Annotated in this window: 21 protein-coding genes and 2 pseudogenes; 6 read left to right on the top strand and 17 right to left on the bottom strand. The window is 71.4% G+C overall.

All coding sequences use genetic code 11. The features are described 5' to 3' along the window. Positions 1–9 precede the first annotated feature (9 nt). The gene (locus AC0VY3_RS04765) at positions 10–1206 is read left to right on the top strand and encodes a GDSL-type esterase/lipase family protein (RefSeq protein ID WP_475549014.1); all 1197 of its coding nucleotides are present in this window, start codon (positions 10–12) and stop codon (positions 1204–1206) included. Here AC0VY3_RS04765 and AC0VY3_RS04760 read toward each other — a convergent pair whose 3' ends face one another. Genes AC0VY3_RS04760 through AC0VY3_RS04750 form a run of 3 tightly spaced genes read right to left on the bottom strand, consistent with a single transcriptional unit; the run spans position 1207 to position 4083 of the window. Continuing rightward, a complete protein-coding gene (locus AC0VY3_RS04760) occupies positions 1207–2391 on the bottom strand; it encodes a dipeptidase (RefSeq protein ID WP_103510719.1) in 1185 nt (394 codons plus the stop codon). A gap of 10 nt (positions 2392–2401) precedes the next feature. Further along, complete coding sequence (gene purE, locus AC0VY3_RS04755; RefSeq protein WP_103510720.1) at positions 2402–2947, bottom strand: 5-(carboxyamino)imidazole ribonucleotide mutase; 546 nt, start codon at positions 2945–2947, stop codon at positions 2402–2404. Then, a complete protein-coding gene (locus tag AC0VY3_RS04750) occupies positions 2944–4083 on the bottom strand; it encodes a 5-(carboxyamino)imidazole ribonucleotide synthase (RefSeq protein ID WP_103510721.1) in 1140 nt (379 codons plus the stop codon). Before AC0VY3_RS04750 ends, purE begins: the two co-directional genes overlap by 4 nt. Before the next feature lie 178 nt (positions 4084–4261). Between AC0VY3_RS04750 and AC0VY3_RS04745 the strand changes: the two genes are divergently transcribed. Then, on the top strand, positions 4262–4783 hold the full coding sequence (locus tag AC0VY3_RS04745; protein ID WP_103510722.1) for a GtrA family protein: 522 nt from the start codon (positions 4262–4264) through the stop codon (positions 4781–4783). Positions 4784–4857: 74 nt separating this feature from the next. Here AC0VY3_RS04745 and AC0VY3_RS04740 read toward each other — a convergent pair whose 3' ends face one another. Further along, a complete protein-coding gene (locus tag AC0VY3_RS04740; protein ID WP_475549013.1) occupies positions 4858–6123 on the bottom strand; it encodes an ATP-binding protein in 1266 nt (421 codons plus the stop codon). Between the two features lie 58 nt (positions 6124–6181). Then, positions 6182–6859, bottom strand: coding sequence for a response regulator transcription factor (locus tag AC0VY3_RS04735; RefSeq protein WP_012380631.1), 678 nt, complete (start codon positions 6857–6859; stop codon positions 6182–6184). Between the two features lie 489 nt (positions 6860–7348). Between AC0VY3_RS04735 and AC0VY3_RS04730 the strand changes: the two genes are divergently transcribed. Continuing rightward, entirely contained in the window at positions 7349–8848 is a 1500-nt protein-coding gene (locus AC0VY3_RS04730; RefSeq protein WP_103510724.1) for a peptide MFS transporter, read from the top strand. A 93-nt stretch (positions 8849–8941) separates the two neighbouring features. Here the strand turns inward: AC0VY3_RS04730 and AC0VY3_RS04725 are convergent, their stop codons facing one another. From AC0VY3_RS04725 to AC0VY3_RS04695, 7 genes are all read right to left on the bottom strand, one after another. Next, a complete protein-coding gene (locus AC0VY3_RS04725) occupies positions 8942–9307 on the bottom strand; it encodes a hypothetical protein (protein ID WP_475549012.1) in 366 nt (121 codons plus the stop codon). A 254-nt stretch (positions 9308–9561) separates the two neighbouring features. Then, positions 9562–10944 carry a hypothetical protein gene (locus tag AC0VY3_RS04720; protein WP_475551639.1) on the bottom strand — a complete coding sequence of 461 codons (1383 nt, stop codon included), beginning with the start codon at positions 10942–10944 and terminating at the stop codon, positions 9562–9564. 14 nt (positions 10945–10958) lie between these two features. Next, positions 10959–12023 carry a hypothetical protein gene (locus tag AC0VY3_RS04715; RefSeq protein WP_242742316.1) on the bottom strand — a complete coding sequence of 355 codons (1065 nt, stop codon included), beginning with the start codon at positions 12021–12023 and terminating at the stop codon, positions 10959–10961. Beyond that, on the bottom strand, positions 12020–12979 hold the full coding sequence (locus AC0VY3_RS04710; protein ID WP_475549011.1) for a COG1470 family protein: 960 nt from the start codon (positions 12977–12979) through the stop codon (positions 12020–12022). Before AC0VY3_RS04710 ends, AC0VY3_RS04715 begins: the two co-directional genes overlap by 4 nt. A gap of 105 nt (positions 12980–13084) precedes the next feature. Further along, positions 13085–13789 (bottom strand): peptidase, encoded by a 705-nt coding sequence (locus AC0VY3_RS04705; RefSeq protein WP_475549010.1) that lies wholly within the window; start codon positions 13787–13789, stop codon positions 13085–13087. Positions 13790–14009: 220 nt separating this feature from the next. Continuing rightward, a complete protein-coding gene (locus AC0VY3_RS04700) occupies positions 14010–14501 on the bottom strand; it encodes an ATP-binding protein (protein WP_030086094.1) in 492 nt (163 codons plus the stop codon). 202 nt (positions 14502–14703) lie between these two features. Then, the gene (locus AC0VY3_RS04695; protein ID WP_103510730.1) at positions 14704–15072 is read right to left on the bottom strand and encodes an STAS domain-containing protein; all 369 of its coding nucleotides are present in this window, start codon (positions 15070–15072) and stop codon (positions 14704–14706) included. Positions 15073–15357: 285 nt separating this feature from the next. Here AC0VY3_RS04695 and AC0VY3_RS04690 point away from each other — a divergent pair, with 285 nt between their 5' ends. Next, positions 15358–16338: an RNA polymerase sigma factor SigF gene (locus AC0VY3_RS04690; protein ID WP_103510731.1), complete on the top strand. Its 981-nt coding sequence runs from the start codon at positions 15358–15360 to the stop codon at positions 16336–16338. Between the two features lie 138 nt (positions 16339–16476). Here the strand turns inward: AC0VY3_RS04690 and hutI are convergent, their stop codons facing one another. The 4 genes from hutI to hutU all read right to left on the bottom strand — a co-directional run bounded on the left by hutI (position 16477) and on the right by hutU (position 22059). Then, on the bottom strand, positions 16477–17649 hold the full coding sequence (gene hutI, locus AC0VY3_RS04685; RefSeq protein WP_103510732.1) for an imidazolonepropionase: 1173 nt from the start codon (positions 17647–17649) through the stop codon (positions 16477–16479). A 101-nt stretch (positions 17650–17750) separates the two neighbouring features. Continuing rightward, positions 17751–19118, bottom strand: a complete 1368-nt coding sequence (locus AC0VY3_RS04680; protein WP_103510733.1) for a formimidoylglutamate deiminase — start codon at positions 19116–19118, stop codon at positions 17751–17753. Further along, entirely contained in the window at positions 19109–20401 is a 1293-nt protein-coding gene (locus AC0VY3_RS04675; protein WP_181010975.1) for an allantoate amidohydrolase, read from the bottom strand. Before AC0VY3_RS04675 ends, AC0VY3_RS04680 begins: the two co-directional genes overlap by 10 nt. Then, entirely contained in the window at positions 20401–22059 is a 1659-nt protein-coding gene (gene hutU / locus AC0VY3_RS04670) for a urocanate hydratase (protein WP_475549009.1), read from the bottom strand. The genes AC0VY3_RS04675 and hutU overlap by 1 nt, the downstream gene beginning before the upstream one ends. Before the next feature lie 135 nt (positions 22060–22194). On the opposite strand from hutU, the pseudogene AC0VY3_RS04665 reads away from it, so the two are divergent. Further along, positions 22195–22831: pseudogene (locus tag AC0VY3_RS04665) on the top strand (APC family permease); the annotation flags it as partial. A gap of 277 nt (positions 22832–23108) precedes the next feature. Here AC0VY3_RS04665 and AC0VY3_RS04660 read toward each other — a convergent pair. Next, positions 23109–24317, bottom strand: coding sequence for an IS701 family transposase (locus AC0VY3_RS04660; RefSeq protein WP_475549008.1), 1209 nt, complete (start codon positions 24315–24317; stop codon positions 23109–23111). Positions 24318–24376: 59 nt separating this feature from the next. Between AC0VY3_RS04660 and AC0VY3_RS04655 the strand changes: the two are divergent. Then, positions 24377–25120, top strand: a pseudogene (locus AC0VY3_RS04655) (APC family permease); the annotation flags it as partial. Between the last annotated feature and the right edge of the window lie 25 nt (positions 25121–25145).

Raw genomic sequence — 25145 nt, 5'->3', positions numbered from 1 at the left:
GCTGAGCCCATGGACGACACGTGCGACCGGATCATCACCCCGCTCACCGGCGACCTCCTGCGCGGTGCGCTCGACCTGGAGCGCACCGCGCGCGGCGGCCTGCTCCCGCACCGGCTGCCCGCCGCCGCACGGGCCCGGTTCGGCGGTGACGAGGAGGTGGCCCGGGCGGAGTCCCAGCCCTCCGGTGTGCGGGTGGTGTTCCGCACTCGGGCCACCGTCGTCGAGCTGGGTCTCCTGCGCACGGTCGTCGGCTACCGGAGCGTCCAGCCCGCCCCGGACGGCGCGTACGACCTGCACATCGACGGGGAGCCGGCCGGGCGGGCCACGGCGAGCGGCGGCGATGTCGTGCTCGTCGACCTGGCGGACGGTTCGCGGAAGACGTTCCCCGGGCGGATCGGCGGCGTCCGGTTCGACGGGCTGCCCGGGCGGGAGAAGGACGTCGAGGTCTGGCTGCCGTACACCGAGACCGTCGAGCTGATCGACCTGCGCACCGACGCCCCCGTCACGGCCGTGGCGCCGAGCGGGCGGCGGGTGTGGCTGCACCACGGCAGTTCGATCAGCCACGGTTCGGCGGCCGCCAGCTCGGCCACCGCCTGGCCCGCTCTGGCCGCCGCCGCGGCGGACGTGGAGCTGGTCAATCTGTCGCTGGCCGGCAACGCCCTGCTCGACCCGTTCACCGCGCGCGCCCTGCGGGACACCCCCGCCGATCTGATCAGCGTCAAGATCGGCATCAACCTCGTCAACCACGATGCGATGGGGCAGAGCGACTTCGGCCCGGCCGTGCACCGGTTCCTCGACACCATCCGCGACGGGCATCCGACCACGCCGCTGCTCGTCGTCTCCCCCGTTCTCTGCCCGGCGCAGGAGGACACCCCGGGGCCCGCCGCCCCGGACGTCTCCGACGGGCGGGTGCGGTTCACGGCGCTGGGAGACCCGGCCGACGCGGCTCGCGGCAAGCTGACGCTGCGCGTCGTACGCGAGGAGCTGGCCCGGATCGTGGCGGAGCGGGCGGCCGACGACCCACGGCTGTCCTACCTGAACGGCCTGACCCTGTACGGCGAGGCCGACCACGCCGAGCTGCCGCTGCCGGACCGGCTGCACCCGGACGCCGCCGCCCACCGCCGCATGGGCGAGCGCTTCGCGGCGCTCGCCTTCGGTCCGGGCGGACCGTTCGCGGCGGTGGGCGGCGGACGGAGCGGCGGGTAGCTAGCCGTCCAGCTCGGCGATCGTCGCGTGGGACGGGCCGCGCCCGCTCTGCTCGGCGCGGGCCACCGCCTCCGCGTCGCGCAGGACGCGTACGGAGTTCTGCCAGGTCAGCTTGGCGAGGTCGCCCTCGGACCAGTTGCGCCGCAGCAGCTCGGCGATCAGGTTCGGGTAGCCGGAGACGTCCTCCAGGCCGCGCGGGGTGAACGCCGTGCCGTCGTAGTCGCCGCCGATGCCGATGTGGTCGACGCCCGCGACCTCGCGCATGTGGTCGAGGTGGTCCGCGATGGTCGAGACGGTGGCCTCGGGGCGCGGGTGGGCCGCCTCGAAGTCCTCGTGGATGCGCATCGCGACCGGGGTGGTGTCGAGGTGGTGCAGGCCGTGCTCGCGCATGTTGCGGTCGGCGGCCAGGGTCCAGGCGACCGCCTCGGGCAGCACGAACTTCGGGACGAAGGTCGCCATCGCGACGCCACCGTTGGCCGGGAGGGCGGCCAGCACGTCGTCGGGGATGTTGCGCGGGTGGTCGCAGACGGCGCGGGCCGAGGAGTGCGAGAAGATCACCGGCGCGGTGCTGGTGGCGAGCGCGTCGCGCATGACGCCGTCGGCGACGTGGCTGAGGTCGACCAGCATGCCGACGCGGTTCATCTCGCGGACGACCTCGTGGCCGAAGGCGGAGAGCCCGCCGAGGCGCGGCAGGTCCGTGGCGCTGTCGGCCCAGTCGATGTTGTCGTTGTGGGTGAGCGTCATGTAGCGGACACCCAGGTCGTACAGCGCACGCAGGGTGCCCAGCGAGTTGTTGATGGAGTGGCCGCCCTCGGCGCCCATCAGCGAGGCGATCCGGCCCTCGGCGCGGGCCTTCTCCAGGTCGTCGGCGGTGAGCGCCCGGCGCAGGTACGTCGGGTAGCGGGCGATCAGCTCGCCGACCACGTCGATCTGCTCCAGGGTGGCGCTGACGGCCGCGTCGCCGGTCAGGTCGGTGCGGACGTACACCGACCAGAACTGGCCGCCGACCCCGCCGGCCCGCAGCCGGTTCAGGTCGGTGTGGAGCAGACCGCGCTGGTCGGCGGCGATGTCCCGGGCGTCGAGGTCGTAGCCGACCTGTTCGCGCAGGGCCCAGGGCAGGTCGTTGTGGCCGTCGACGACGGGGTGGGCGGCGAGGAGCTCGCGGGCGCGCTGCACGTAATCCATCTGCCGGCCCCTACTTTCCGAAGCCGAAGGAGTCGGAGCCCTGGACCTTGGAGCGCAGCCGCTTGCCCTTCTCGGTGGCCTGGGCGTTCAGCTCCTGCAGGAACTCCCGCATCCGCTCCTGGAGCGCGGGGTCGCTCGCGGCGAGGATCCGGGCGGCCAGCAGGCCCGCGTTGCGCGCGCCGCCGACGGAGACGGTGGCGACCGGGACTCCGGCGGGCATCTGGACGATGGAGAGCAGGCTGTCCATGCCGTCCAGGTACTTCAGCGGCACCGGGACGCCGATGACCGGCAGCGGGGTGACGGAGGCCAGCATGCCGGGCAGATGGGCGGCTCCGCCCGCGCCCGCGACGATCGCCTTCAGGCCGCGGCCCGCCGCTTCCTCGCCGTACGCGATCATCTCGCGCGGCATGCGGTGGGCGGAGACGACGTCGACCTCGTACGGGATCTCGAACTCGTCGAGCGCCTTGGCCGCCGCCTCCATGACGGGCCAGTCGGAGTCCGAGCCCATGACGATGCCGACGAGCGGGGCGGGGGATCCGGTGCCGGGGGAAGTCATTCGGTGATCGTTCCTCGCAGGTAGTCGGCCGCGTGCCGGGCGCGCTCCCGCACGTCCGCCAGATCGTCGCCGTAGGTGTTGACGTGGCCGACCTTGCGGCCGGGCTTCACGTCCTTGCCGTACATGTGGATCTTGAGCTGCGGGTCGCGGGCCATGCAGTGCAGATACGCCTGGTACATGTCCGGGTAGTCGCCACCCAGGACGTTGCACATGACCGTCCAGGGGGCGCGCGGCCGCGGGTCGCCGAGCGGGAGGTCGAGGACCGCCCGTACGTGGTTGGCGAACTGCGAGGTGATCGCGCCGTCCTGGGTCCAGTGGCCCGAGTTGTGCGGGCGCATCGCCAGCTCGTTGACCAGAATGCGGCCGTCCCGGGTCTCGAACAGCTCCACCGCGAGGTGTCCGACGACGTCCAGCTCGGCGGCGATCCGGAGCGCGAGCTGCTGGGCCTCACCGGCCAGGGCCTCGTCCAGCTCCGGGGCCGGGGCGATCACGGTGTCGCAGACTCCGTCGACCTGGATGGACTCGACGACCGGGTAGGCGACGGCCTGGCCGTGCGGCGAGCGGACGATGTTCGCCGCGAGCTCCCGTACGAAGTCGACCTTCTCCTCCGCGAGGACCGGAACGCCGGCGCGGAACGGATCGGCGGCGTCCGCCTCGGAGCGGACCACCCACACGCCCTTGCCGTCGTAGCCGCCGCGCACGGTCTTGAGGATGACGGGGAAGCCCCCGGCCTCCTCGGCGAACGCGGCGGCGTCCGCCGGGTCGCTCACGATGCGGTTACGGGGGCAGGGGGCGCCGATCTCCAGGAGCTTGGCACGCATCACCCCCTTGTCCTGGGCGTGCACCAGGGCATCGGGGCCGGGGCGCACGGGGATGCCGTCCGCCTCCAGGGCCCGCAGGTGCTCGGTGGGCACGTGCTCGTGGTCGAAGGTGATCACGTCGCAGCCGCGCGCGAAGGCGCGGAGCGTGTCCAGGTCGCGATAGTCGCCGATGACGACCTCGCTGACCACCTGGGCCGCCGAGTCCTGGGGCGTGTCACTGAGGAGCTTGAATTTCAGGCCGAGGGGGATACCCGCCTCGTGGGTCATGCGGGCGAGCTGACCGCCGCCGACCATGCCGACTACCGGGAACGTCACGTCTCCAGGGTATCCGGCGCGCCGGTGGTTCCCGGACGGCCGTACGGATGGCCGCACGCCCACCGCCCCTGCGGACTCACGGGCGTCACACGGGCGGGCTGGTTAGCATGGCGGAGTTGACGTGGTTACGTCGACACGTCATCCAGACGCCTTCCGACGGACGGGACCAGCGATCACCATGAGCGAACCGGGCGCACTGCGGACCCGGCTTGAGCTGCTGGCCCGGGAGGTCGCCAAGTTCGGCGCGGTCGGCGCTTTCGGCCTGCTGGTCAACATCGCGGTCTTCAACCTGCTGCGGCACACCACGGACCTCCAGGTGGTCCGGGCGAGCGTGCTGGCGACCTTCGTCGCGATCCTCTTCAACTACGTGGGCTTCCGCTACTGGACCTACCGGGACCGCGACAAGACCGGCCGGACCCGTGAACTGGCGCTCTTCCTGCTGTTCAGTGCGGCGGGCGCGGTGATCGAGACGGGCGTGCTGTATCTGGCGACGTACGGCTTCGGCTGGAACACCCCGGTCCAGAGCAATGTCTTCAAGATCGTCGGCATCGGGATCGCCACCCTGTTCCGCTTCTGGTCCTACCGGACCTGGGTCTTCAAGACCCTGCCCGCCAAGGAGGCCGTGCTGGGCGCGGAACGGTTTCTGGAGCAGCGCAGGCCGACGGAGGAACGGGTAGCGCCCGATCCCGTACGGAACTGACCTGTCCCGTACGGAACCGGCCCACGGCCCCGCTCGTTGTTCAGCGCACCGAGCGCTTCGTTCAACGCACGCGTTCAGCGCACCGGGCGCTCGGGGTCCGCGCGGTCGACCGGGACCCGGCTGAGGAAGAGCGCGAAGACCGCCGGGTGCTGCTGGAGCAGCTCCAGCCGTCCGCCGTCCGCCTCCGCGAGATCGCGGGCGACGGCCAGGCCGATGCCGGTGGAGTTGCGGCCGCTGATGGTCCGCTCGAAGATCCGCGCCCCCAGTTCGGCGGGGACGCCGGGGCCCTCGTCGGTGACCTCGATGACCGCCTGGTTGCCGGTGACCCGGGTGCGCAGGGCGACGGTGCCGCCGCCGTGCATCAGGGAGTTCTCGATCAGCGCCGCCAGGACCTGGGCGACCGCTCCCGGGGTGCCGACGGCCCGCAGCCCGTGCTTGCCGGAGCAGACCAGCGCCCGCCCGGCGCTGCGGTAGGCGGGGCGCCACTCCTCGATCTGCTGCTTGACGATCTCGTCGAGGTCGAAGACGACGGCGGAGCCGGTGCGCGGGTCGCGGGAGTTCGTCAGGAGCCGCTCGACGACGTCGGTGAGGCGCTCGACCTGCGTGAGGGCGATGTTCGCCTCCTCCTTCACCGTGTCGGGGTCGTCGGTGACGGAGATCTCCTCGATCCGCATGGAGAGCGCGGTCAGCGGTGTCCGCAGCTGGTGCGAGGCGTCCGCGGCCAGCCGGCGTTCGGCGGTCAGCATCCGGGCGATCCGCTCGGCCGAGGAGTCCAGGACGTCGGCGACCCGGTCCAGCTCGGGCACCCCGTACCGCTTGTGGCGCGGGCGGGGGTCACCGGAGCCGAGGCGTTCGGCGGTCTCGGCGAGGTCGGTGAGCGGGGAGGCCAGCCGGTTGGCCTGGCGTACGGCGAGGAGCACGGCCGAGACGATCGCCAGCAGCGCCACCGCGCCGATGATCAGGAGCGTGCGCCCGACCTCGCGGGTGACGGAGGAGCGGGACTCCTCGACGGTGACCTTCTCGCCCCGCTCGCCGGTCTCGGTGGCGCGCAGGACCCTGCCGGAGGGGCGTTCACCGACGGCGATGGGCTCGCGGCCGGGGATCTCGATCAGCGCGAACCGGGCGGGGTCGATCTGCTCGGCGAGCACGCCGGAGTTGATCGTCTCTTCGCCCAGCAGCCGGCTCTCGACCACGCTGATCAGCCGCAGCGCCTCGGACTCGACGCTCTCCTGGGCGCTGGCGCTGATGGTGCGGGTCTCCACGATCACCAGCGAGACGCCGAAGACGGCGATGACGACGAGCACCACGGCGAGCGTGGAGTTGATCAGCCGACGGCGCATGTCCGCCGCCTCATGGGGCCGTCGGGGCGGTTCTCAGAGCGCATGGGAGCTTCGTACGTCAGCTCTTCTCGAACCGGAAGCCGACGCCCCGGACGGTGGCGATGTAGCGCGGATTGGCGGCGTCGTCGCCGAGCTTCTTGCGCAGCCAGGAGATATGCATGTCGAGGGTCTTGGTGGAGGACCACCACGTGGTGTCCCAGACCTCGCGCATCAGCTGGTCGCGGGTGACGACCCGGCCGGCGTCCCGGACCAGGACCCGCAACAGGTCGAACTCCTTGGCGGTGAGCTGGAGTTCCTCCTCGCCCATCCAGGCCCGGTGCGACTCGACGTCGATCCTGACGCCGTGGGTGGCGGGCTGCGCGACGGGCTCGGACGCACCGCGCCGCAGCAGGGCGCGGACCCGGGCGAGCAGCTCGGCGAGCCGGAACGGCTTGGTGACGTAGTCGTCGGCGCCCGCGTCGAGGCCGACGACCGTGTCGACCTCGTCGGCGCGGGCCGTCAGTACCAGGATCGGGATGGTGTGACCGCCGGCCCGGAGCCTGCGGGCGACTTCGAGACCGTCCATCCCGGGCAGCCCCAGGTCGAGGACGACCAGGTCGATGCCGCCCTGGAGTCCGGCGTCGAGCGCGGTCGGACCGTCCTGGCGGACCTCGACCTCGTAACCCTCCCGACGCAGTGCGCGGGCCAGTGGCTCCGAGATGGATGCGTCGTCCTCGGCGAGCAGTACACGGGTCATGGACTGATGGTAGTCCGGACGGAGGTCCGGAAGTGAGGCCCACGACGCCACCTGCGGGTCAGCGCCACAAAGAGGCCGAAGACCTTTGAATATGGGAGCGTGGTTCCACTAGGGCCTGTGATCCATCTCTCAAGTCCTTTCATATCCCGCTGTGTCGTGTCGTATGGTGTCCCGACGCCTGTTGCACTACTCAAGGACCTTTGGGCAGCCATGAGCGCCAAGGGTCCCTTTTGTGTGCGGGGTCGGTTCCCGCCGGCCCGCTGCGAGTGAATGACCTGTGAGCCGGGCCCGGAACGCGAGGACGTGTGACGGGCGTGGATCCCGACGCGGTTCTTCCCCGCTCCGCCGCCGTATCTCCGCCAGGAGCCCGGCCGCGCGGAGCACGTCCCCTCAGGCGTGGGGATGGGGTACGTCGCGCCGGTGCCGGCTGCCCCCCACCGGGCGCGTACCGCTCACGAGGCGACGCGTCCCGACCAGCAAGGATCGACCATGGCGTCCAGCCTGACGAAGGATTCGCCCAGTTCCGGCGAACAGACCTTCTTCGGCCACCCCCGCGGTATGGCCACCCTGTTCATGACGGAGATGTGGGAACGCTTCTCCTGGTACGGGATGCGCGCCATCCTCACCCTGTACTTGGTGGCCGCTGTGCTCGACGGCCCCCTTGAGGGCCGGGAGGCGCTCGCCGCCTCCATCTACGGTGTCTACAACGCCGTCGTCTACATGGCCGCGATGCCCGGCGGCTGGGTCGCCGACCGCCTCTGGGGCGCCCGCAAGGCCGTTCTCGTCGGCGGCATCATCATCGCGCTGGGCCACTTCACCCTGGCGCTGCCGAGTGACATCGCGTTCTTCGTCGGTCTCGCGCTCATCGCGGCCGGTACGGGTCTGCTGAAGCCGAACATCTCGGCGATGGTGGGCGGCCTCTACGAGGGCCAGACCAGCGCCCGCCGCGACGCCGGTTTCACGCTCTTCTACATGGCGATCAACATCGGTGGCCTCGCCGCCCCGCTGCTGGTCGGCTACCTCGGCGAGAACGTCAACTGGCACCTCGGCTTCGGTGTCGCCGGTGTCGGCATGACCTTCGCGGTCATCCAGTACGCGCTGGGCTCCCGGCACCTCGGCGACGTCGGCAAGCTGCCCGCCAAGCCCATCTCCCCCGAGGAGCGGCGGAAGACGCTGCGCAAGGTGGGCCTGTGGGCCGGCATCGCGGTCGCCGCGCTGCTGATCGACCTGGCGCTGGGCACGTACGACATCGAGCACATCGTCAACGTCCTGGCCGTGCTGGGCGTCGTCGTGCCGGTCGTCTACTTCATCACGATCTTCCGGGACCCGGCGCTGACCAAGGAGGACCGGCCGAAGATCAAGGCGTACGTGTGGTTCTTCATCACCGCCGTGCTCTTCTGGATGATCTACGACCAGTCCGGTTCGCTGCTGACGATCTTCGCGGACAACAAGACGGACCGCTTCATCGGCGGCTGGGAGTTCCCGGCCTCCTGGCTGCAGTCGGTCAACCCGGCCATGGTCATCATCCTGGCCCCGATCTTCGCCGCGCTCTGGGTCAGGCTGGCCACGCGCAACCGTGAGCCCAGCACCCCGATGAAGTTCGCGCTGGCGATGCTCCTCATCGGTGGCTCCTTCGGCATCATGGGCCTGGCGGGCGCGGCCGCGGCGAACAGCGAGACCGGCAAGGTCACCGTGTTCTGGCTGCTCGCCGTCTACCTGGCGCAGACCATGGGTGAGATGTGCCTCTCCCCGGTCGGACTGTCGCTGTCCACGAAGCTGGCGCCGAAGATGTTCGTCGGCCAGATCATGGGTCTGTGGTTCCTGGCCACGTCGACGGGCAACGCCCTGAACGGCTGGACCACGAAGCTCAACGCTCCGCTGGGCGACGCCGCGTACTACACGCTGCAGGCGATCGTGGCGGTCGCGGCGGGCATCGCCTTCATGGTGGCGGGTCGCAAGATCCGCGCTCTGATGGGCAATGTGAAGTAGCTCCTCGCCGAGGAACGTCAGGCAGCGGGTCCGCACGAACTTCTCGTGCGGACCCGCTGCCGTTCGTCGTCCGCCTCCGCTTGTCGGTACCGGCTACTTCTTGGTCTCGACCTTGACGCTGCGCAGGAAGCTGCTGAACCCGCACTTCACCGAGGACTTCTCGCCGGGCTTCTTCCAGTCGCCGAACAGCGTCCACGGGATGGTGTGCTCGGCGCCCCGGCCGCGTACGACGTCGCAGACGAGCACGGCGCGGTGCTTCTTGACGACCTTCCCCTTGGACGACTTCTTGCAGGAGGACGTCGAGACCGGACGTCCCATCGAGAGGCTGGGCGTGGCCTTGCAGGTGTACTTCGCACCGGCCGCGGCGGCGGGCGCGGCGGTCGCAAGCGACAGTCCGGACGTCATCAGCAGGCCGGCGAGCACGCCCGTCGCAGCCTTCTTCCCCCAGGTCACCTTCATGATGTTCCTTTTCTCAACCGGTGCGGGACGGGCAGGTGGTCAAGCCTGCCGGGGAGCGCCGCACCCAGACGATTCCCTTCGCTCCTGCGAAGAGATGCGTGAGAAGCCTAGATTTTTCGATCTTGTACGAGCAAGGCGGGGCAGGTGGTTTGAGCTAGTTCAGAGCACGAGCGATCGGTGCGGGCCCGGAGCATGCCGGGGCGCCGCCGGAAGGGTCTCCTCCGTCCGGCGGCGTCCCGGCCCGTGATCCCGGCTCAGCGCGTACCGCGCAGCCTCCGCCACGGGGTGAACGTGAACACCGCGCCGCCCAGCAGGATCGCCGTACCGGCGACCAGGCCGAGTGCCCGCAGCGCACCGTCACCCTCGGCCCCGGTGGCGGCCAGCCCGCCGCCGGAGTCCGTGCCGCCGCCGGACGCCGCCGCTCCGCCGGAGTCCGCCGCGCCACCGCTCCCGCCGGACGCGCCGCCCGGCTGGGCGGAGGTGTCCAGTTCCAGGGAGACCGCCACGTCGTCGGGCGGGGTGCAGGTGGTGGTCGTACCGGCGGCCATCACCGTCAGGACACCGGGGCTGAGCGTGGACTTTCCGCTCGCGCCGGGCTTGTACGTACCGGTGAGATCGGGGATCTCGATCGGGGCCCCGGTCTTGATGACCTCCTTGTTCAGCGGCCCCTCGACCTTGACCGTGCCCTGGTCCGCCCCGCCGAGCTTGACGTCCATGGACGGTTTGACCTGGTTGGCGGGAATGTCGATCGGGCTGTCCATCACGGACTTGCTGAACTTCACCGTCAGGTCGTACGCCCCGCCGTTCTTCTTGGCGTCGATCCTGACCGGCGAAGTGGCGTTCTTGTCCCCGATCGGCGTCTTGCACGCGTAGGCGACGGACACCTCCTTGCCGGGGAAGTCGGTCTCGCCGCCCCCGCCGCCGGTGCTCCCGCCGGAGTCACCGCCTCCGGAGGTGGTGCCGCCCGCGTCCGTGCCTCCGTCCGCGCCGCCCGTCGTCGTACCGCCGGTGTCCGTACCTCCGGTCGTGGTGCCGCCGGTCGTGCCGCCGCTGTCCGTGCCGCCGCTGTCCGTGCCTCCGGAGGTCGTGCCTCCGGTGGTGCCGCCGCCGCCCTCGGTGACCTTGATCGTGGCGCCGGGCCGGACCTCTTCCTTCGGCGCGCACTTGGTGTCCGTGGAGATCGGCTTGGACACGTTGATGTTGTACGCGCCCGGCGTCAGCGTGATCTCTCCGGCGGCCTCCAGCTTCAGCGTGCCCTTCATGTCGGGCAGCACCATGGGGCTGTTCTTGGGTATGGGCGGATTCTGCCGCGGGCCCTCCAGCTTCAGTTCGCCGCTCGCCGCACCGCCCAGGGTGATGGTCCCGGTCGGCTTGACCGTGTCCGCCGACAGGTCCAGCACGTCCGGGTTCTTGGACGCGGCCTCGACCGTCTTCCAGACGACCTCGATCTCGTCGCCCACCTTCGCCTCGGCCGGGGCGGTCAGCTCCACCTTCGTGGTGCCCTGCACCGCGGGCAGTCCCGAGATCGGCGGCGGAATACATTCCGTCGCGTAACTGACCTCGGCGGCCTGGGCCGGACTCGCGGCCATCAGGATGCCCGCGCCGCCGAGCATCAGCGCGACTCCGGCCGCGCTCATCCTCCGTTGCGTGCTCACGCTTGTCCCTTCGTCGTGGGTCGGGGTCGGTTCTCCAGCGGTGCGGAATCCGGGGTGAACCACGGCAGCACGGCCGTGGTCTCGGTGGTGTCCGTGGCGGCGGGAGCGGTGGGTGCCGTGGCCGGCCTCCGCGTACGGTGCGCGCCGGCGGGGCGGGGCCGGACCTTGTCCACGACCGCCATGCCGATACGGAAGACGGCCGCCGGGACGACCAGGCAGAGCAGGGCCCAGAAGAGCGTGACGCCCCAGGGCCGGCCGACCCCCCACGGCTGCTCGGCCAGCACCTTCTTCCCGTACCGCAGGGAGACCTGGTAGTCGCCGTGCGCGCCCGCCGACAGTTCGACCGGCAGCTCGATCTGCGCCTTGCCGCCGGGCGCGACCGTGCCGCGCCACTGGCGTTCCTCCCACTGCGGGGCGTAGACGCCGTGCGCGGTGCCGATCTCGAAGACGGGATCCTCGACGGGGGCGGACCCGAGATTGCCTACGGTGAAGACGAGTTGGCGCGCGGGCGGGGCTCCGAACCAGGTGAGCAGGGAGCTGTCGCCCTCCAGCCGGGTGGCGGCCAGCACCGCTAGCTTCCCGTCGCCGCTCTGCCGCGGCAGCTCTGCCGTGGGGTGGCCCGCCACGGTGAACACCGCGTCGGCCAGCGTCTGTTCGCCCGTCACGGTGGCGATGTGCACCACGCAGGGGCACGGCTTCGGCGGTTCGGTGACCGGCAGCTTCTTGCTGAAGGCGCCCTTCTTGTCGGTCGTGACGGCGCGGCCGTCGGCGTTGGCGCAGGAGTTGGTGCCGCCGATCACGCCCCGCTCCGGGGTGGACTGCCCGCAGATCAGCAGCATCAGCAACGCCTCGGCGCGCCAGCCGCTGCCGCTGACGGTGATCTCGCCGCCCTTGCCCGCCTCCTTCTTGGAGAGGCTGACGGTGGGGTCGCCCTCGGCCGCCCGGGCGCCCGGCGCCGTCAGGACGACCAGGGCGGGCAGAAGCGCCAGGAGGGCGGCCAGGAGCAGCAGGACGGGCGGCGCGGTGCGCCGGAGGACTCGGGGGCCGGGCTGCTGCGTCACTTTTCCGCTCCCGCCTTCGCCAAGGGCCTCGTATCTGTTTCTGTTTCTGTTTCTGCTTTCGTCTCTGTTTCTGTCTCCGTGTCCGGCGGCTCCGGGTCGCTTCGCCCGGTGCGGCGCCGCCGTCGGTACGCGCCGAAGCCGAGCACCGCCAGGACACCGAGGACCAGCAGTCCTCCGCCGACGGCCGGAAGCACCGGGAGGTACGTCGCCGAGGCCTCCGCCTCGTCCCGGGCGCCTCCCGGCGCGGTGACCCGCAGCCGTACGGTGACCGCGTCCAGGGCCGGGGGGTCGGGCCAGGGCTCGGTCAGCTCCACCCGCCGGCCGGGGGCCAGCTCCAGTGGAAGGGGCCGTTCCGGGCGGTCCAGCAGGGTGCCGAACAGCCCGTCGGCGCGCACCGCCAGCCGGGGCGTCAGCATCGCGTTGCCCCGGTTGACCAGGGCGTACCGAATGGTCCCGCCGGATATCCCGATGTCCTCGACGGTGAGCGCCGCCAGCGTCGGGCCGCCGATCCGGACCCGGACCGGTACCCGGACCTCCTCGCCCCCGTCGACCGCCACGACCTCCCCGGAGGCGTCGCCGGGCACCGCGTCGGGCGGCACCGTGAGGGCGAGCGGCACCTCGGCGCGGGTCCGGGCCGGGACGGTGACCGTGTCCGCGGCGAACCGGATCCAGGCCCCGGCCCGGCCGTCGCCCCGTAGCCGTACGGTCAGCGGGGCACGGCCCGAGTTGGTCACCGCCAGCCGGTCCTGGAGGACCGTGCCGGGGGTGCCCTCCAGATAGACGTACGGCCTGGCGTCCCGGTCGCTGCCGCCGGCGGGCCGGGCCGTCCAGTCCGCCGGACCGGCGTCAGCGGCGGCGACGGCTGCCGGGGGCGAGGTGAGCGCGCACAGCAGCGCGGCGAGCACCGCCGTGGGGACGAGCAGCGCCCGGCGGAGGCGCGGGGTGGATGGCGACATGGGCGGCTCCTCTGCCTTCCGGCGGCGATGGCGCTGCCGTACGCGTGCGCTCCGTACGGGCCCTCCGTACAGGCCGTGCGCCGCATACCGGCCGTACGGCCGTGATCAGCCTGCGGAGCGCTGTCCTCGCCGGGTCAGCCAGAGCACTCCGGCCGCCCCGGTCAGCAGCACGGTCCCGCCGAGCGTGCCGAGCGCCGCCGCCGAGTCCAGCGGGCCGGTGCGGGGCAGCTCGCCGCCTCCGGTCGAACCGCCCGTGGAGCCACCGGTGGCACCTCCTGTGGAGCCGCCGCCCGATGAGCCGCCCGCCCCCTGGACGTCGAGTTCGAGGGAGGGGCCGGGGCTGTTCTTGGGCGTACAGGTGGTGGTCGTACCGAGCGCCTTGATGGTGAGGACCCCGGCGGTGAAGGTGACCTTGCCGCTCTTCTTCGGGGTGTACGTTCCCGACAGGTCACTGATCTTGATGGGGGTGTTGGCCGGAATCGCCTCGGCGTTCGCCGGGCCGGAGACCTGGACCTTCCCCTCCTCCGCGCCGCCCAGTTCGATCACGGCGCTCGGGTTCATGGCGCCCTTGCCCAGCTCGACCGGGCTGGAGGAGACGCCTTTCTGGAAGGACATGGTGAGCTTGTAGCCGTCGCCGCTCCTGACGCCCTTGATGTCGATGGGCGAGACCGCCCCTTTGGGCCCGATGGGCGTCACACACTGGTAGTTGACGTCCACGACCTCCGCGTACGCGGCTGGCGCGCCCGCCACCACGATCGAGCCCGCCAGCGCAGCCGCCAGCGCGAGAGTGGTCCGCTTCTGGTTCGACACCTCGTGTTCCCCTCATGCCGGACGCCGCCGCGCGACACGGTCCGTACGGGCGCGCGTTACTGACGGCACATCAGATTTGGCGCTCAAGGTACGCCCGGGGCCTGATGGAGGGAAGACAAAGAGCGCGCCGATCCGGCGCGCTCTCTTTCGGTACGGACATGCGGTACGCCCGAGGCGTACGGGTGAGGAGTCCGGGTGGGGCGTGAGCGGGAGGGCGCCCCTAGGCGGGGGCCGCGAGCTCCGCCCAGACGGTCTTGCCCGGGGCGTCCGGCGTGCGCAGGACGCCCCAGTCGAGGCAGAGGCGCTGCACGATGAACATGCCGTGCCCGCCGGGCCGGCCGGCGCGGTGCGGCGTACGGGGTGCGGGCTGCCCGGCCCCCCGGTCGACGACCTCCACCCGCAGCACCTTGGCGGTGCGGCCGATCCGGAGCTCCTCGGGGCCCTCCGCGTGCAGGCAGGCGTTGGTCACCAGCTCGGAGACGACCAGCAGGACGTCCTCGGCGGCGGCCCGGCGGTCCGCGCTGGACGCCGGAAGCCAGCCCCAGTCGTGCAGCGCCTGCCGGGCGAAGTCACGGGCCGTCGGAACAATGCCGCTGGCCTGCCCGAGTGAGAGCGTGCGCCACTGCCGCTCGGCCGGGACGGGCGAGGCTGCGCCCGCTTCGTCCGGCTCGCGACCGAGGTCGCCCGGCGGATGCTGCCGGGTGGTGCTCATCAGCGCTTCACCTCACCGATTCGCCATGTCGCCATGTCGCCGTTGAACAGATAGTGATCAGTTACCGAGTGTGCCGGAGCCCTCGCGGGGCGCCGCCGAGGTGTCTCCTGCCCTGCCGTTTCGCAACAACACCCACTTGGGACACACGATCGCGTGACACAGCCGACATCGGGGGCGTCCGCGGCCGCGCGCTCGTGCCGGGTCAGCCGGCCAGGGCCTCTTCGAGCGTGGCGTGGACGGTGAAGACCGCCTCCGCGCCGGTGATCTCGAACACCCTCGCCACGACGGGCAGCATTCCGGCCAGATGAACCCCTCCTCCGGCCGCCTCCGCCTTGAGGCGGGCGCCGAGCAGCACGTTCAGCCCGGTGGAATCGCAGAAATCCAGGCGGGAGCAGTCCACCACCAGGCGCGACCGCCCCTGCTCGACCGCACTCTCCAGGGGCTCGCGCAGCAGATCGGCGGTGTGGTGATCGAGCTCACCCACCGGCGTCACGACCTCGCTGCGCCCCTCGGTCCGGGCCTCGACCTGAAGCCGACCCCGGTTCGCACTGCCGACCGTCCCGCGGTCCATGCCTGTCCCTCTTCGCCGTTCGTCATTGTGCGCGTCACTGCCTGTGCGGCTGTATGCGTAGCTGCCGCCGACGTGCGTAAAACAGTACGCGTTCCGTTCGTCCCGCGGTAGTCGGAGAACTCAACAAACCGGACATATAGCAGTAATTGGCGCTTGTCACTGCTGGCCAGGACCGGGTATGGGTAGAGGGACACCCGAAACACGACCGGCTTTGGAGGCGCCGCTTCACCGCAGGAACACGTAGGGGCATCGGCAGCCATATGCCGAGAACGATGGAGGAGAACCATGTCACCCCGGCTCGACGAAGCGCGTACCCACAACGCGTCGTCGGCATGTCCTCAGGGACCGACCAATTCCGACTCCCCCGCCGCGAGCGCCGTTCCCGGCCCGCGCACCAGCACCACCGGCACCACCAGTTCCACCGGCACCACCTCAGACTTCTCCGGCGCGGTCGGCGAGGGACTCGAAGGACTTCCCGAGATCCCGCCCTACGCCGAAGTGGGCGCTCTGGACGCCAGGGCCCTGTCGAAGACGCTCTTCGAGCGGCTGGAGTCCCTCGAAGAGGGCACCCACGAGTACAGCTACGTACGCAACACCCTCGTCGAGCTCAACCTCGCGCTCGTCAAGTTCGCCGCCTCCCGGTTCCGCTCCCGCAGCGAGCCGATGGAGGACATCGTCCAGGTCGGCACCATCGGCCTGATCAAGGCGATCGACCGGTTCGAGCTGAGCCGCGGTGTGGAGTTCCCCACGTTCGCGATGCCGACGATCGTCGGTGAGATCAAGCGCTTCTTCCGTGACACCAGCTGGTCCGTGCGCGTGCCACGCCGGCTCCAGGAGCTGCGGCTCGACCTGGCTAAGGCGGGCGACGAGCTCTCCCAGCAGCTGGACCGCGCGCCCACCGTGGCGGAGCTGTCCGAGCGCCTCGGCATCACGCCGGACGAGGTCGTCGAGGGCATGTCCGCGAGCAACGCGTACACCGCGAGCTCGCTGGACGCCAAGCCCGAGGAGGACGACACCGAGGGCGCCCTCGCGGACCGCATCGGTTACGAGGACCACGGCCTCGAAGGCATCGAGTACGTCGAGTCGCTGAAGCCGCTGATCGCCGCGCTGCCCGCACGGGACCGGATGATCCTCTCGCTCCGCTTCGTCAGCAACATGACGCAGTCGGAGATCGGCGAGGAGCTGAACATCTCGCAGATGCACGTGTCCCGGCTGCTGTCCCGGACGCTGACCAAGCTCCGTAAGGGTCTGACCCTGGAGGAATGACCCCGGCCGGCCCGCCACCCCTCCCCGGGGCACCACGGGCCGTCGAGCACCGCGGAAGGACCCGTCCCGGACACCGGGAGCGGGTCCTTCCGCGTGTGCGGTGCGGCGGTGTTCCGGGGACGCCGTCCGGACCGCCCGTCACACCACCCGCTGTCCGCTCCGCCAGACCGCGCTGACCAGCGGGACGCCCGGGCGGTAGGCGAGGTGGACGTGGCTCGGGGCGTCGAGGAGGACCAGGTCGGCGCGGGCGCCGGGGATGATGCGGCCGATGTCGGTACGGCGCAGGGCGGCGGCCCCGCCGGCGGTGGCCGACCAGATCGCCTCGTCCGGGGTCATCCCCATGTCGCGGACGGCCAGCGCGATGCAGAACGGCACCGACGAGGTGAACGACGAGCCGGGGTTGCAGTCCGTGGAGAGCGCGACGGTGGCCCCGGCGTCGAGGAGGCGGCGGGCGTCGGGCCAGGTGGCGCGGGTGGAGAACTCCGCGCCCGGGAGCAGCGTGGCGACCGTGTTGCCCTGGCCGAGCGCGTCGACGTCCGCGTCGGTGAGGTGGGTGCAGTGGTCGGCCGATGCGGCGTCGAGCTCGACGGCGAGCTGGACACCGGGGCCGTAACTGAGCTGGTTGGCGTGGATACGGGGGTGCAGCCCCTTGGCACGGCCCGCCGTGAGGATGGCGCGGGCCTGGTCCCCGTCGAAGGCGCCCTGCTCGCAGAACACGTCGATCCAGCGGGCGTGCGGGGCGCAGGCCTCCAGCATCGGGCCGGTGACCAGATCGACGTATCCGGCGGGGTCGTCGGCGTAGTCGGGGGACACGATGTGGGCGCCGAGGTAGGTGACCTCGTCGGTGTGGCGGCCCGCGATGCGCAGGGCGCGGGCCTCGTCCTCGACGGTGAGGCCGTAGCCGGACTTGGTCTCGAAGGTGGTGGTGCCCTGGCGCAGCGCCTCGGCGAGGTAGCGGGCGACGTTGGCGGAGAGCTCCTCGTCGGAAGCGGCCCGGGTGGCGGCGACGGTGGTGCGGATGCCGCCCGCGCGGTAGGGCTGCCCGGACATCCGGGCGTTGAACTCCTGGGTGCGGTCGCCCGCGAAGACCAGGTGGGAGTGGGAGTCGACGAAGCCCGGGATCACCGCGCGGCCCGCCGCGTCGAGGACGTTGTCAGTGGCGGGTGCTTTGCTGGATTCACCGGTCCAGGCGATGCGGTCGCCGTCGATGACGACGGCCGCGTCCTGGATCAGGCCCAGGGGGGTCCCGTTGCCGAGGGAGGGGTCATTGGTGACCAGGCTGGCGATGTGGGTGACGGCGGTGGTCGTCATCTGGAGAGTGTTCTCCTTGCGTTCCGGGAGGGCCGGATCGGCGGGGTGGATCCGGTCCGCGGGGTCCGGGGTCGGTGGTGCGGGGCGGTCACGTCCGGCGCTCAGCCGTGCAGGGCGGCGATGGCTGTCGCCAGCGCCTGTGGCACGTCCTCGATCCGGGTGTGACGACCGTCCCGGACGATGTGCCGCCCTGCCACGACCGTGTGCCGCACATCAGCGGCGGAGGCGGCGAATACGGCGGTCTCCGCTGCCAGTCGGGGCACCGGTCCGGCCGTTCTGACCGAGTCCAGGGCGACCGTCGTCAGGTCGGCGGGGGCGCCCGGTTCCAGGATGCCCGCGTCGGGGCGGCCGAGTGCGGCGTGCCCGTCGGCGGAGGCGGCCCGGAGCAGGGCGGCCGCCGTCCAGTGGCCCCGGACATGGGTGCGCAGCCGCTCGTTGAGCTCCATCGCGCGCGCCTCTTCGAAGAGGTCGATCACGGCGTGGCTGTCGCTGCCCAGCGAGAGCGGCGAGCCCGCCTTCTGGAGGGCGGCGGCGGGGCCGATGCCGTCGGCCAGGTCGCGTTCGGTGGTGGGGCACATGCAGGTGCCGGTGGCCGAGGAGCCGAGCAGTTCGATGTCCGCCTCGGTCAGATGCGTGTTGTGGATGCCGGTGGTGCGCGGGCCGAGCACTCCGTGGTCGGCCAGCAGCCGGGTGGGGGTGCGGCCGTGGGCGGCCCGGCAGGCGTCGTTCTCCGCCGTCTGCTCGGAGAGGTGGACGTGCAGGGGCGCGTCCCGTTCCTCGGCCCACCGTGCCACGGTGGCCAGTTGGTCCGCCGGGACCGCGCGGACGGAGTGGACGGCCGCGCCGATCAGGGTGTGGTCGTCGCCCTTGAGGAGGGCGGCGCGCTCCGCCCAGGCCTCGGCGGTGGTGTCGGAGAAGCGCAACTGGTGCCGGTTGGGCTTCTCGCCGAATCCGGCGGCGAGATAGGCGGTGTCCAGCAGGGTGATCCGGATGCCGGCCTCGGCGGCGGCCGCGATCAGCGCCTCGCCCATGGCGTTCGGGTTGGCGTAGGGGGTGCCGCCGGGGGCGTGGTGCAGATAGTGGAATTCGCCGACGGAGGTGATGCCGGCCAGGGCCATCTCGGCGTACGTGGCGCGGGCCAGGTCGAAGTAGGTGTCCGGGGTGAGCCGGGAGGCCGTCCGGTACATCAGCTCGCGCCAGGTCCAGAAGGTGCCCGAGCCGACCTGGACGGTGGCGCGCAGGGCCCGGTGGAAGGCGTGGGAGTGGGTGTTGGCGAGGCCGGGGAGGGTCAGGCCGCGCAGCACGGTCGCGCCGTGCGGCGGTGCCTCGACGCCGGTCCTGATCCCGGCGATGCGGCCGCCCGCGACGTCCAGGGTGACGCCCGGCTCGACGTGGGTGCCGAGCCAGGCGTGGTCCATCCAGTACGTCGCGGTGACGGGTGCGCCCGTCGTCCGGTGTGTCAGCTGCACGCGAGACCTTCCAGTACGTCGGCGAGTGCCTCCACCCCGGCCGTGCAGTCGTCCTCGGCGGCGTGCTCGGCGGGTGAGTGCGAGATGCCGGTGGGGTTGCGTACGAAGAGCATGGCGGTGGGCACCGAGGCGGACAAAATACCCGCATCGTGGCCGGCGCCGGTGCCGAGGACGGGCACGGGCCGCCCCGTGTCGCCGGTCCCCGCGAGGATCCTGCCGAGCTCGTCGCGCAGGGCGTGCTCGAACTCCACGACGGGCGTGAACGATTCGCGCACGACGTCGAGGTCGATCCCGGCCCGCTCGGCGTACTGGCGGGCGGCGCGCTCGATGCCGGTGACGACGGCGTCCAGGGTGTCCTGGTCGGCGGCGCGGGAGTCGAGCCAGCCGCGGACGAGGGAGGGGATGGCGTTGACGCCGTTGGGCTCGACCGCGATCTTGCCGAAGGTGGCGAGCGCGCCGGTCAGTTCGGCCTCGCGGCGGGCGGCGAGGACGGTCTCGGCGTACGTGAGCATCGGGTCGCGGCGGTCGGCGAGGCGGGTGGTGCCCGCGTGGTTGGCCTCGCCCCGGAAGTCGAACCGCCAGCGGCCGTGCGGCCAGATGGCGGAGGCGATGCCGACGGGGTCGCCGGTCAGGTCGAGGGCGCGGCCCTGCTCGACGTGGAGTTCGACGAACGCGCCGATCCGGGCGAGCCGTTCCGGGTCGGGGCCGATGGCCCCGGGGTCGTATCCGGCCTTCTCCATGGCGGCGGGCAGCGTGATGCCGTCCCCGTCGCGCAGCCGGTGGGCGTCGGCGGCGGCGAGCTGTCCGGCGGCGAGCCGGGACCCGACGCAGGCGAGGCCGAAGCGGGCACCTTCCTCGTCACCGAAGTTGGTGATGGCCAGCGGTCGGGTGAACTCCACTCCCCTGCGGTGGAGTTCGTCGAGCGCGGCGAAGGAGGAGACCACGCCGAGCGGGCCGTCGAAGGCGCCGCCGTCCGGGACGGAGTCCAGGTGCGAGCCGGTGACGACGGCGTCCCCGGCCAGGGGGTCGCCGAGCCAGGCCCACTGGTTGCCGTTGCGGTCGGTCTCCTGGGTGAGCCCGCGCGCCTCGGCCTGCGCGCGGAACCAGGCCCGGCAGTCGAGGTCCGCTTCCGACCAGGCGTAACGCCGGTAGCCACCGCTGTCGGCGTGCCGTCCGACGGGAGCCAGCTGCCGCCACATCGAGAGGAAGGAGTCACCCGCGCGCCACTGCTCCCGGGCACCGGAAGAGGTGGCGGGCTCGCCCCCGGACAGGCCGGACGGCATCAGTTGCCCTCCGTCATGGGGACGCGTACGCCCTGGTCGGCGGCGACGGTCTCGGCGATGTCGTAGCCGGCGTCCACGTGGCGGATGACGCCCATGCCGGGGTCGTTCGTCAGCACGCGGCGGATCTTCTCGCCCGCGAGCTTCGTGCCGTCCGCGACGGAGACCTGTCCGGCGTGGATGGAGCGGCCCATGCCGACGCCGCCGCCGTGGTGGAGGGAGACCCAGGAGGCGCCGGAGGCGACGTTGACCATGGCGTTGAGCAGGGGCCAGTCGGCGATGGCGTCGGAGCCGTCGAGCATGGCCTCGGTCTCGCGGTACGGGGAGGCGACGGAGCCGCAGTCGAGGTGGTCGCGGCCGATGGCCAGCGGGGCGGCGAGTTCACCGCTGGCGACCATGTCGTTGAAGCGCTCGCCGGCCTTGTCGCGCTCGCCGTAGCCGAGCCAGCAGATGCGCGCGGGCAGGCCCTGGAAGTGGACGCGTTCGCCGGCCATCTTGATCCAGCGGTGCAGGGAATCGTTCTCCGGGAAGAGCTCCAGCATCGCCTTGTCGGTCTTGTGGATGTCGGAGGCATCGCCGGACAGCGCGGCCCAGCGGAAGGGACCCTTGCCCTCGCAGAAGAGGGGGCGGATGTAGGCGGGGACGAAGCCGGGGAAGTCGAAGGCGCGGTCGTAACCGGCGAGCTGGGCCTCGCCGCGGATGGAGTTGCCGTAGTCGAAGACCTCGGCGCCGGCGTCCATGAAGCCGACCATGGCCTCGACGTGGCGGGCCATCGACTCGCGGGCGCGCTGGGTGAAGTCGGCGGGCTTCTCGGCGGCGAGGGTGGCCATGTCGTCGAAGTCGACGCCGAGCGGCAGATAGGCCAGCGGGTCGTGGGCGCTGGTCTGGTCGGTGACGATGTCGATCGGCGCGCTCTCGGCGAGCATCCGGGGCAGCAGCTCGGCCGCGTTGCCGAGGAGGCCGATGGAGAGCGGGCGGCGGGCGTCGCGGGCCTCGACGGCGAGCTGGAGGGCGTGCTCCAGGTTGTCGGCCTTCACATCCAGGTAGCGGTGCTCGATGCGGCGCTCGATGGCGCGCGGGTCGACGTCGATACAGATGACGACGCCGTCGTTCATGGTGACGGCGAGCGGCTGGGCGCCGCCCATGCCGCCGAGCCCGGCGGTCAGGGTGATCGTCCCGGCCAGCGTGCCGCCGAACTTCTTCGCGGCGACGGCGGCGAAGGTCTCGTAGGTGCCCTGGAGGATGCCCTGGGTGCCGATGTAGATCCAGGACCCGGCGGTCATCTGGCCGTACATGGTGAGTCCGAGCGCCTCCAGGCGGCGGAACTCCTCCCAGTTGGCCCAGTCGCCGACCAGGTTGGAGTTGGCGATGAGCACGCGCGGCGCCCACTCGTGGGTCTGCATGACGCCGACCGGCCGCCCGGACTGGACGAGCATCGTCTCGTCCTGCTTGAGCGTCCGGAGGGTGCGGACCATCGCGTCGAAGGAACGCCAGTCGCGGGCCGCCTTGCCGGTGCCGCCGTAGACGACGAGCTTGTCGGGGTGCTCGGCGACCTCGGGGTCGAGGTTGTTCTGCAGCATCCGCAGGGCGGCTTCCTGCTGCCATCCCAGGGCGGTCAGTGCGCTGCCGCGCGGTGCCCGAACGGGGCGGGGTCCTGACATGGCGGTGCCTCCTCGCGACGGTGAAAATCTATTCACATCCTGATGCTCTGAATAGTCGTAGTCAACAGGTGCGGTCCGTGCCGCGTCGGGGGAAGGCCTGTTCCCTACCACCCGGCGGCCGCCCCGGAGGCAGCGATGAGTACACCCGGCGCACCCACGACCGGCGATCCCCGGAGGCTCGCCGCCGCTCAAGCGCGCGCTCGGCCCCAGGCTGCTGATCCTTTTCGTCGTCGGCGACATCCTGGGCACCGGCGTCTACGCCACCACCGGGGACGTGGCGGGCAAGGTCGGCGGCGCGCTCTGGCTGCCGTTCGCGATCGGCTTCGTCGTCGCGCTGCTGACGGCGGCCTCGTACGTGGAACTCGTGGGGAAGTACCCGAAGGCGGCCGGGGCGGCGCTCTACACCCAGAAGGCGTTCAAGATCCCGTTCCTGACCTTCGTCGTCGCCTTCATGGTGATGTGCTCGGGCCTCTCCTCGGCGAGCGCGGCGGCGCGGGCGTTCAGCGGCGACTATCTGGGCGAGTTCACCGACGCGGTACCGCCGACCCTCATCGCGATCCTGTTCGTCCTCGCTCTGGCCGCGATCAATCTGCGCGGGGTCGCCGAGTCGGTGAAGGCGAACGTGGTCCTGACGCTGGTGGAGGTCGGCGGCCTCGCGGTGATCCTCGCGATCGGCGCGTACGCAGTGCTCGGCGGCGAGGGCGAGCCCTCGCGGCTGACCCAGATCGAGACCGGCGGCACCGGGTACGCCCTGATCACCGGGGTGCTAGGGCCTTTCGTTTGGATCAGGCCGGATCAGGGAGCGGGGGCCGGTGCGTGCAGCTGCAAGGCGGAGGAGGGAGTCACTGCGGAGCATTGGCGACTGACGACAACGCCGCAGATGTGCGTGCCGGCCCCCGCGAGCCCGGCATGATCCAAACGAAAGGCCCTAGTAGGGCTTTGTTAGGTGGTGTCGTAGGGCTGCCATGGGGTGGGTTGTCGGCAGGTGGGGCAGGTTCCGGTCCAGGTGGCCAGTAGGTGTTGGAGGAGGGCCAGGGCCTGGTAGAGGGTCAGGCCCTGGCAGGGGCTTTTGGGGCGGAGCGCTGTTCGGTCAGGAAGAGGTGGGCGGCGGTGACGAGGGTGACGTGGCGGTGCCAGCCGGTGAACGATCGTCCCTCGAAGTGGTCGAGGCCGAGTGTGGTCTTCAGCTCTCGGTAGTCGTGCTCGATGCGCCACCGTAGTTTCGCGAGGCGGACCAGGTCCCGGGCCGGGATGTCGGCCGGCAGGTTGGAGATCCAGTACTTGACCGGCTCGTCCTGGCCTTCGGGCCACTGGGCTATCAGCCACCGCAGGCCGATGACGCCGTCGGGGGCGGGTTTGGGGCGGCGGCCGGCGAGGCGGACGCGCAGGAACACGAAGCGGGCGGACATGGCGGCCTTGGATCCTTTGCGCCAGGTGACCGTGACGGCTCGTGCCCGTCCGGCGGCCAGGACGTGTTCGCGCAGGCTGACCGGCCGGGTGCGGTAGCGGGGCAGCGGGCGTGGCCCGAGCCCGGTGTAAGGCGGTGTGCGGGGTTCGGCTGTCTCGGCGTGGGCGGTCATCTCGCCCTTGACCTGCAGGGCATAGGCCAGGCCGCGGTCCTCCAGGCCGTGGCGGAAGTCGGCGTTCGCTCCGTAGCCGGTGTCCGCGACCAGCACCGCCGGCCGCAGTCCGACCGTGGCCAGTTCATCCAGCATGTCCAGCGCGAGCTGCCACTTCGGCCGGTGACGCGCACCGTCAGGGATCCGGCAGCGGGCCCGGCGCCCGGCAGCCTCGGCCTCGTCCCAGCCGCGGGGAAGAAACAGCCGCCAGGACAGCGGGCACGACGCGGTGTCGGACGCGGCGTGGACACTGACCCCGATCTGGCAGTTCCCGACCTTGCCCAGGGTGCCGGAGTACTGGCGGGCCACCCCGGGCGAGGACGTTCCGTCCTTCGGGAATCCGGTGTCGTCCACGACCCACACCTGAGGCCTCGCCACCGCCACCGCCCGGCGGGCCAACCTGGTGCGGACGGTGTCCACCGGCCAGGTCGACGAGGTCATGAACTGCTGCAACTGCTGATGGTCCACACCCAGGCGTCCGGCCATCGGCTGCATCGACTTCCGACGCCCGTCCAGGAGCAAACCCCGCAGATAGAGGCTGCCCTTCACCCGCTGGTCAGCACGCGACAAAGGCGCGAAGACCTCCCCGGCAAACTCCTCCAACCGGCCCCTGCACGAAACGAGTTCATCCACCCTCATACCAGCAGGAAACCACCAGAGCGACCGCTTGCCCAGAGACGTAACAAAGCCCTACTAGACTAGGCGCCACCGCGCTGGGCTTCTTCGCGTTCGTCGGCTTCGAGGACTCGGTGAACATGGCCGAGGAGACCAAGAACCCCGCCCGCGACTTCCCCCGTGCGATCTTCATCGGGGTGGGCATCACCGGAACCATCTACGTCCTGGTCGCCCTGGTCTCCTCGCTCCTGGTCGACTCCCGCACCCTAGCGGGCTCCAGCGGACCGCTGCTGGAGGTGGTGAAGGCCGGCGGCGTCGATTTCCCGCCGAAACTCTTCGCGCTGATCGCCCTGTTCGCCGTCACCAACTCGGCGCTGATCAACATCATGATGGCCTCGCGGCTCTGCTACGGCATGGCCAACGAGCGCATCCTGCCGCCCGCGATGGGCAGGGTGCTGGCGGGCCGGCGCACCCCCTGGGTCGGGATCGTCTTCGTCTCCGTCCTGGCGATCGGCCTGGTCTCCACCGGCGAGATCGAGGGGCTCGGCGACACCACCTCGTTCCTGCTGCTCTGCGTCTTCGCCGTGGTCAACATCGCCGTGCTGGTCCTGCGCAAGGACCGGGTGGACCACCGCCACTTCCGTACGCCCACGGCGCTTCCGGTGCTCGGCGCGCTCACCTCGCTGATCCTGGCGAGCCCGCTCGCCGACCGGGGCTCCGACGTGTACGTACGCGCCGGGGTCCTGCTGCTGATCGGCATCGGGCTGTGGGCGCTCAACAAGGCGGTGATGACGGCCCGCGAGAAGTCGGCCGCCCCGGACGCCTGACGGACCGCCACCCGCCGCCCCCACC

This window comes from Streptomyces sp. iso_384, assembly GCF_056172905.1.
This window is presented reverse-complemented; position numbering and strand designations above follow the sequence as displayed.

Excerpts from the sequence above, each read along its gene's own strand:
- AC0VY3_RS04765 (WP_475549014.1), top strand. The coding sequence starts at position 10 with ATGGACGACACGTGCGACCGGATCATCACCCCGCTCACCGGCGACCTC.
- AC0VY3_RS04760 (WP_103510719.1), bottom strand. The coding sequence starts at position 2,391 with ATGGATTACGTGCAGCGCGCCCGCGAGCTCCTCGCCGCCCACCCCGTC.
- purE (WP_103510720.1), bottom strand. The coding sequence starts at position 2,947 with ATGACTTCCCCCGGCACCGGATCCCCCGCCCCGCTCGTCGGCATCGTC.
- AC0VY3_RS04745 (WP_103510722.1), top strand. The coding sequence starts at position 4,262 with ATGAGCGAACCGGGCGCACTGCGGACCCGGCTTGAGCTGCTGGCCCGG.
- AC0VY3_RS04740 (WP_475549013.1), bottom strand. The coding sequence starts at position 6,123 with ATGCGCCGTCGGCTGATCAACTCCACGCTCGCCGTGGTGCTCGTCGTC.
- AC0VY3_RS04735 (WP_012380631.1), bottom strand. The coding sequence starts at position 6,859 with ATGACCCGTGTACTGCTCGCCGAGGACGACGCATCCATCTCGGAGCCA.
- AC0VY3_RS04730 (WP_103510724.1), top strand. The coding sequence starts at position 7,349 with ATGGCGTCCAGCCTGACGAAGGATTCGCCCAGTTCCGGCGAACAGACC.
- AC0VY3_RS04725 (WP_475549012.1), bottom strand. The coding sequence starts at position 9,307 with ATGAAGGTGACCTGGGGGAAGAAGGCTGCGACGGGCGTGCTCGCCGGC.
- AC0VY3_RS04720 (WP_475551639.1), bottom strand. The coding sequence starts at position 10,944 with ATGAGCGCGGCCGGAGTCGCGCTGATGCTCGGCGGCGCGGGCATCCTG.
- AC0VY3_RS04710 (WP_475549011.1), bottom strand. The coding sequence starts at position 12,979 with ATGTCGCCATCCACCCCGCGCCTCCGCCGGGCGCTGCTCGTCCCCACG.
- AC0VY3_RS04700 (WP_030086094.1), bottom strand. The coding sequence starts at position 14,501 with ATGAGCACCACCCGGCAGCATCCGCCGGGCGACCTCGGTCGCGAGCCG.
- AC0VY3_RS04695 (WP_103510730.1), bottom strand. The coding sequence starts at position 15,072 with ATGGACCGCGGGACGGTCGGCAGTGCGAACCGGGGTCGGCTTCAGGTC.
- AC0VY3_RS04690 (WP_103510731.1), top strand. The coding sequence starts at position 15,358 with ATGTCACCCCGGCTCGACGAAGCGCGTACCCACAACGCGTCGTCGGCA.
- hutI (WP_103510732.1), bottom strand. The coding sequence starts at position 17,649 with ATGACGACCACCGCCGTCACCCACATCGCCAGCCTGGTCACCAATGAC.
- AC0VY3_RS04675 (WP_181010975.1), bottom strand. The coding sequence starts at position 20,401 with ATGCCGTCCGGCCTGTCCGGGGGCGAGCCCGCCACCTCTTCCGGTGCC.
- hutU (WP_475549009.1), bottom strand. The coding sequence starts at position 22,059 with ATGTCAGGACCCCGCCCCGTTCGGGCACCGCGCGGCAGCGCACTGACC.
- AC0VY3_RS04660 (WP_475549008.1), bottom strand. The coding sequence starts at position 24,317 with ATGAGGGTGGATGAACTCGTTTCGTGCAGGGGCCGGTTGGAGGAGTTT.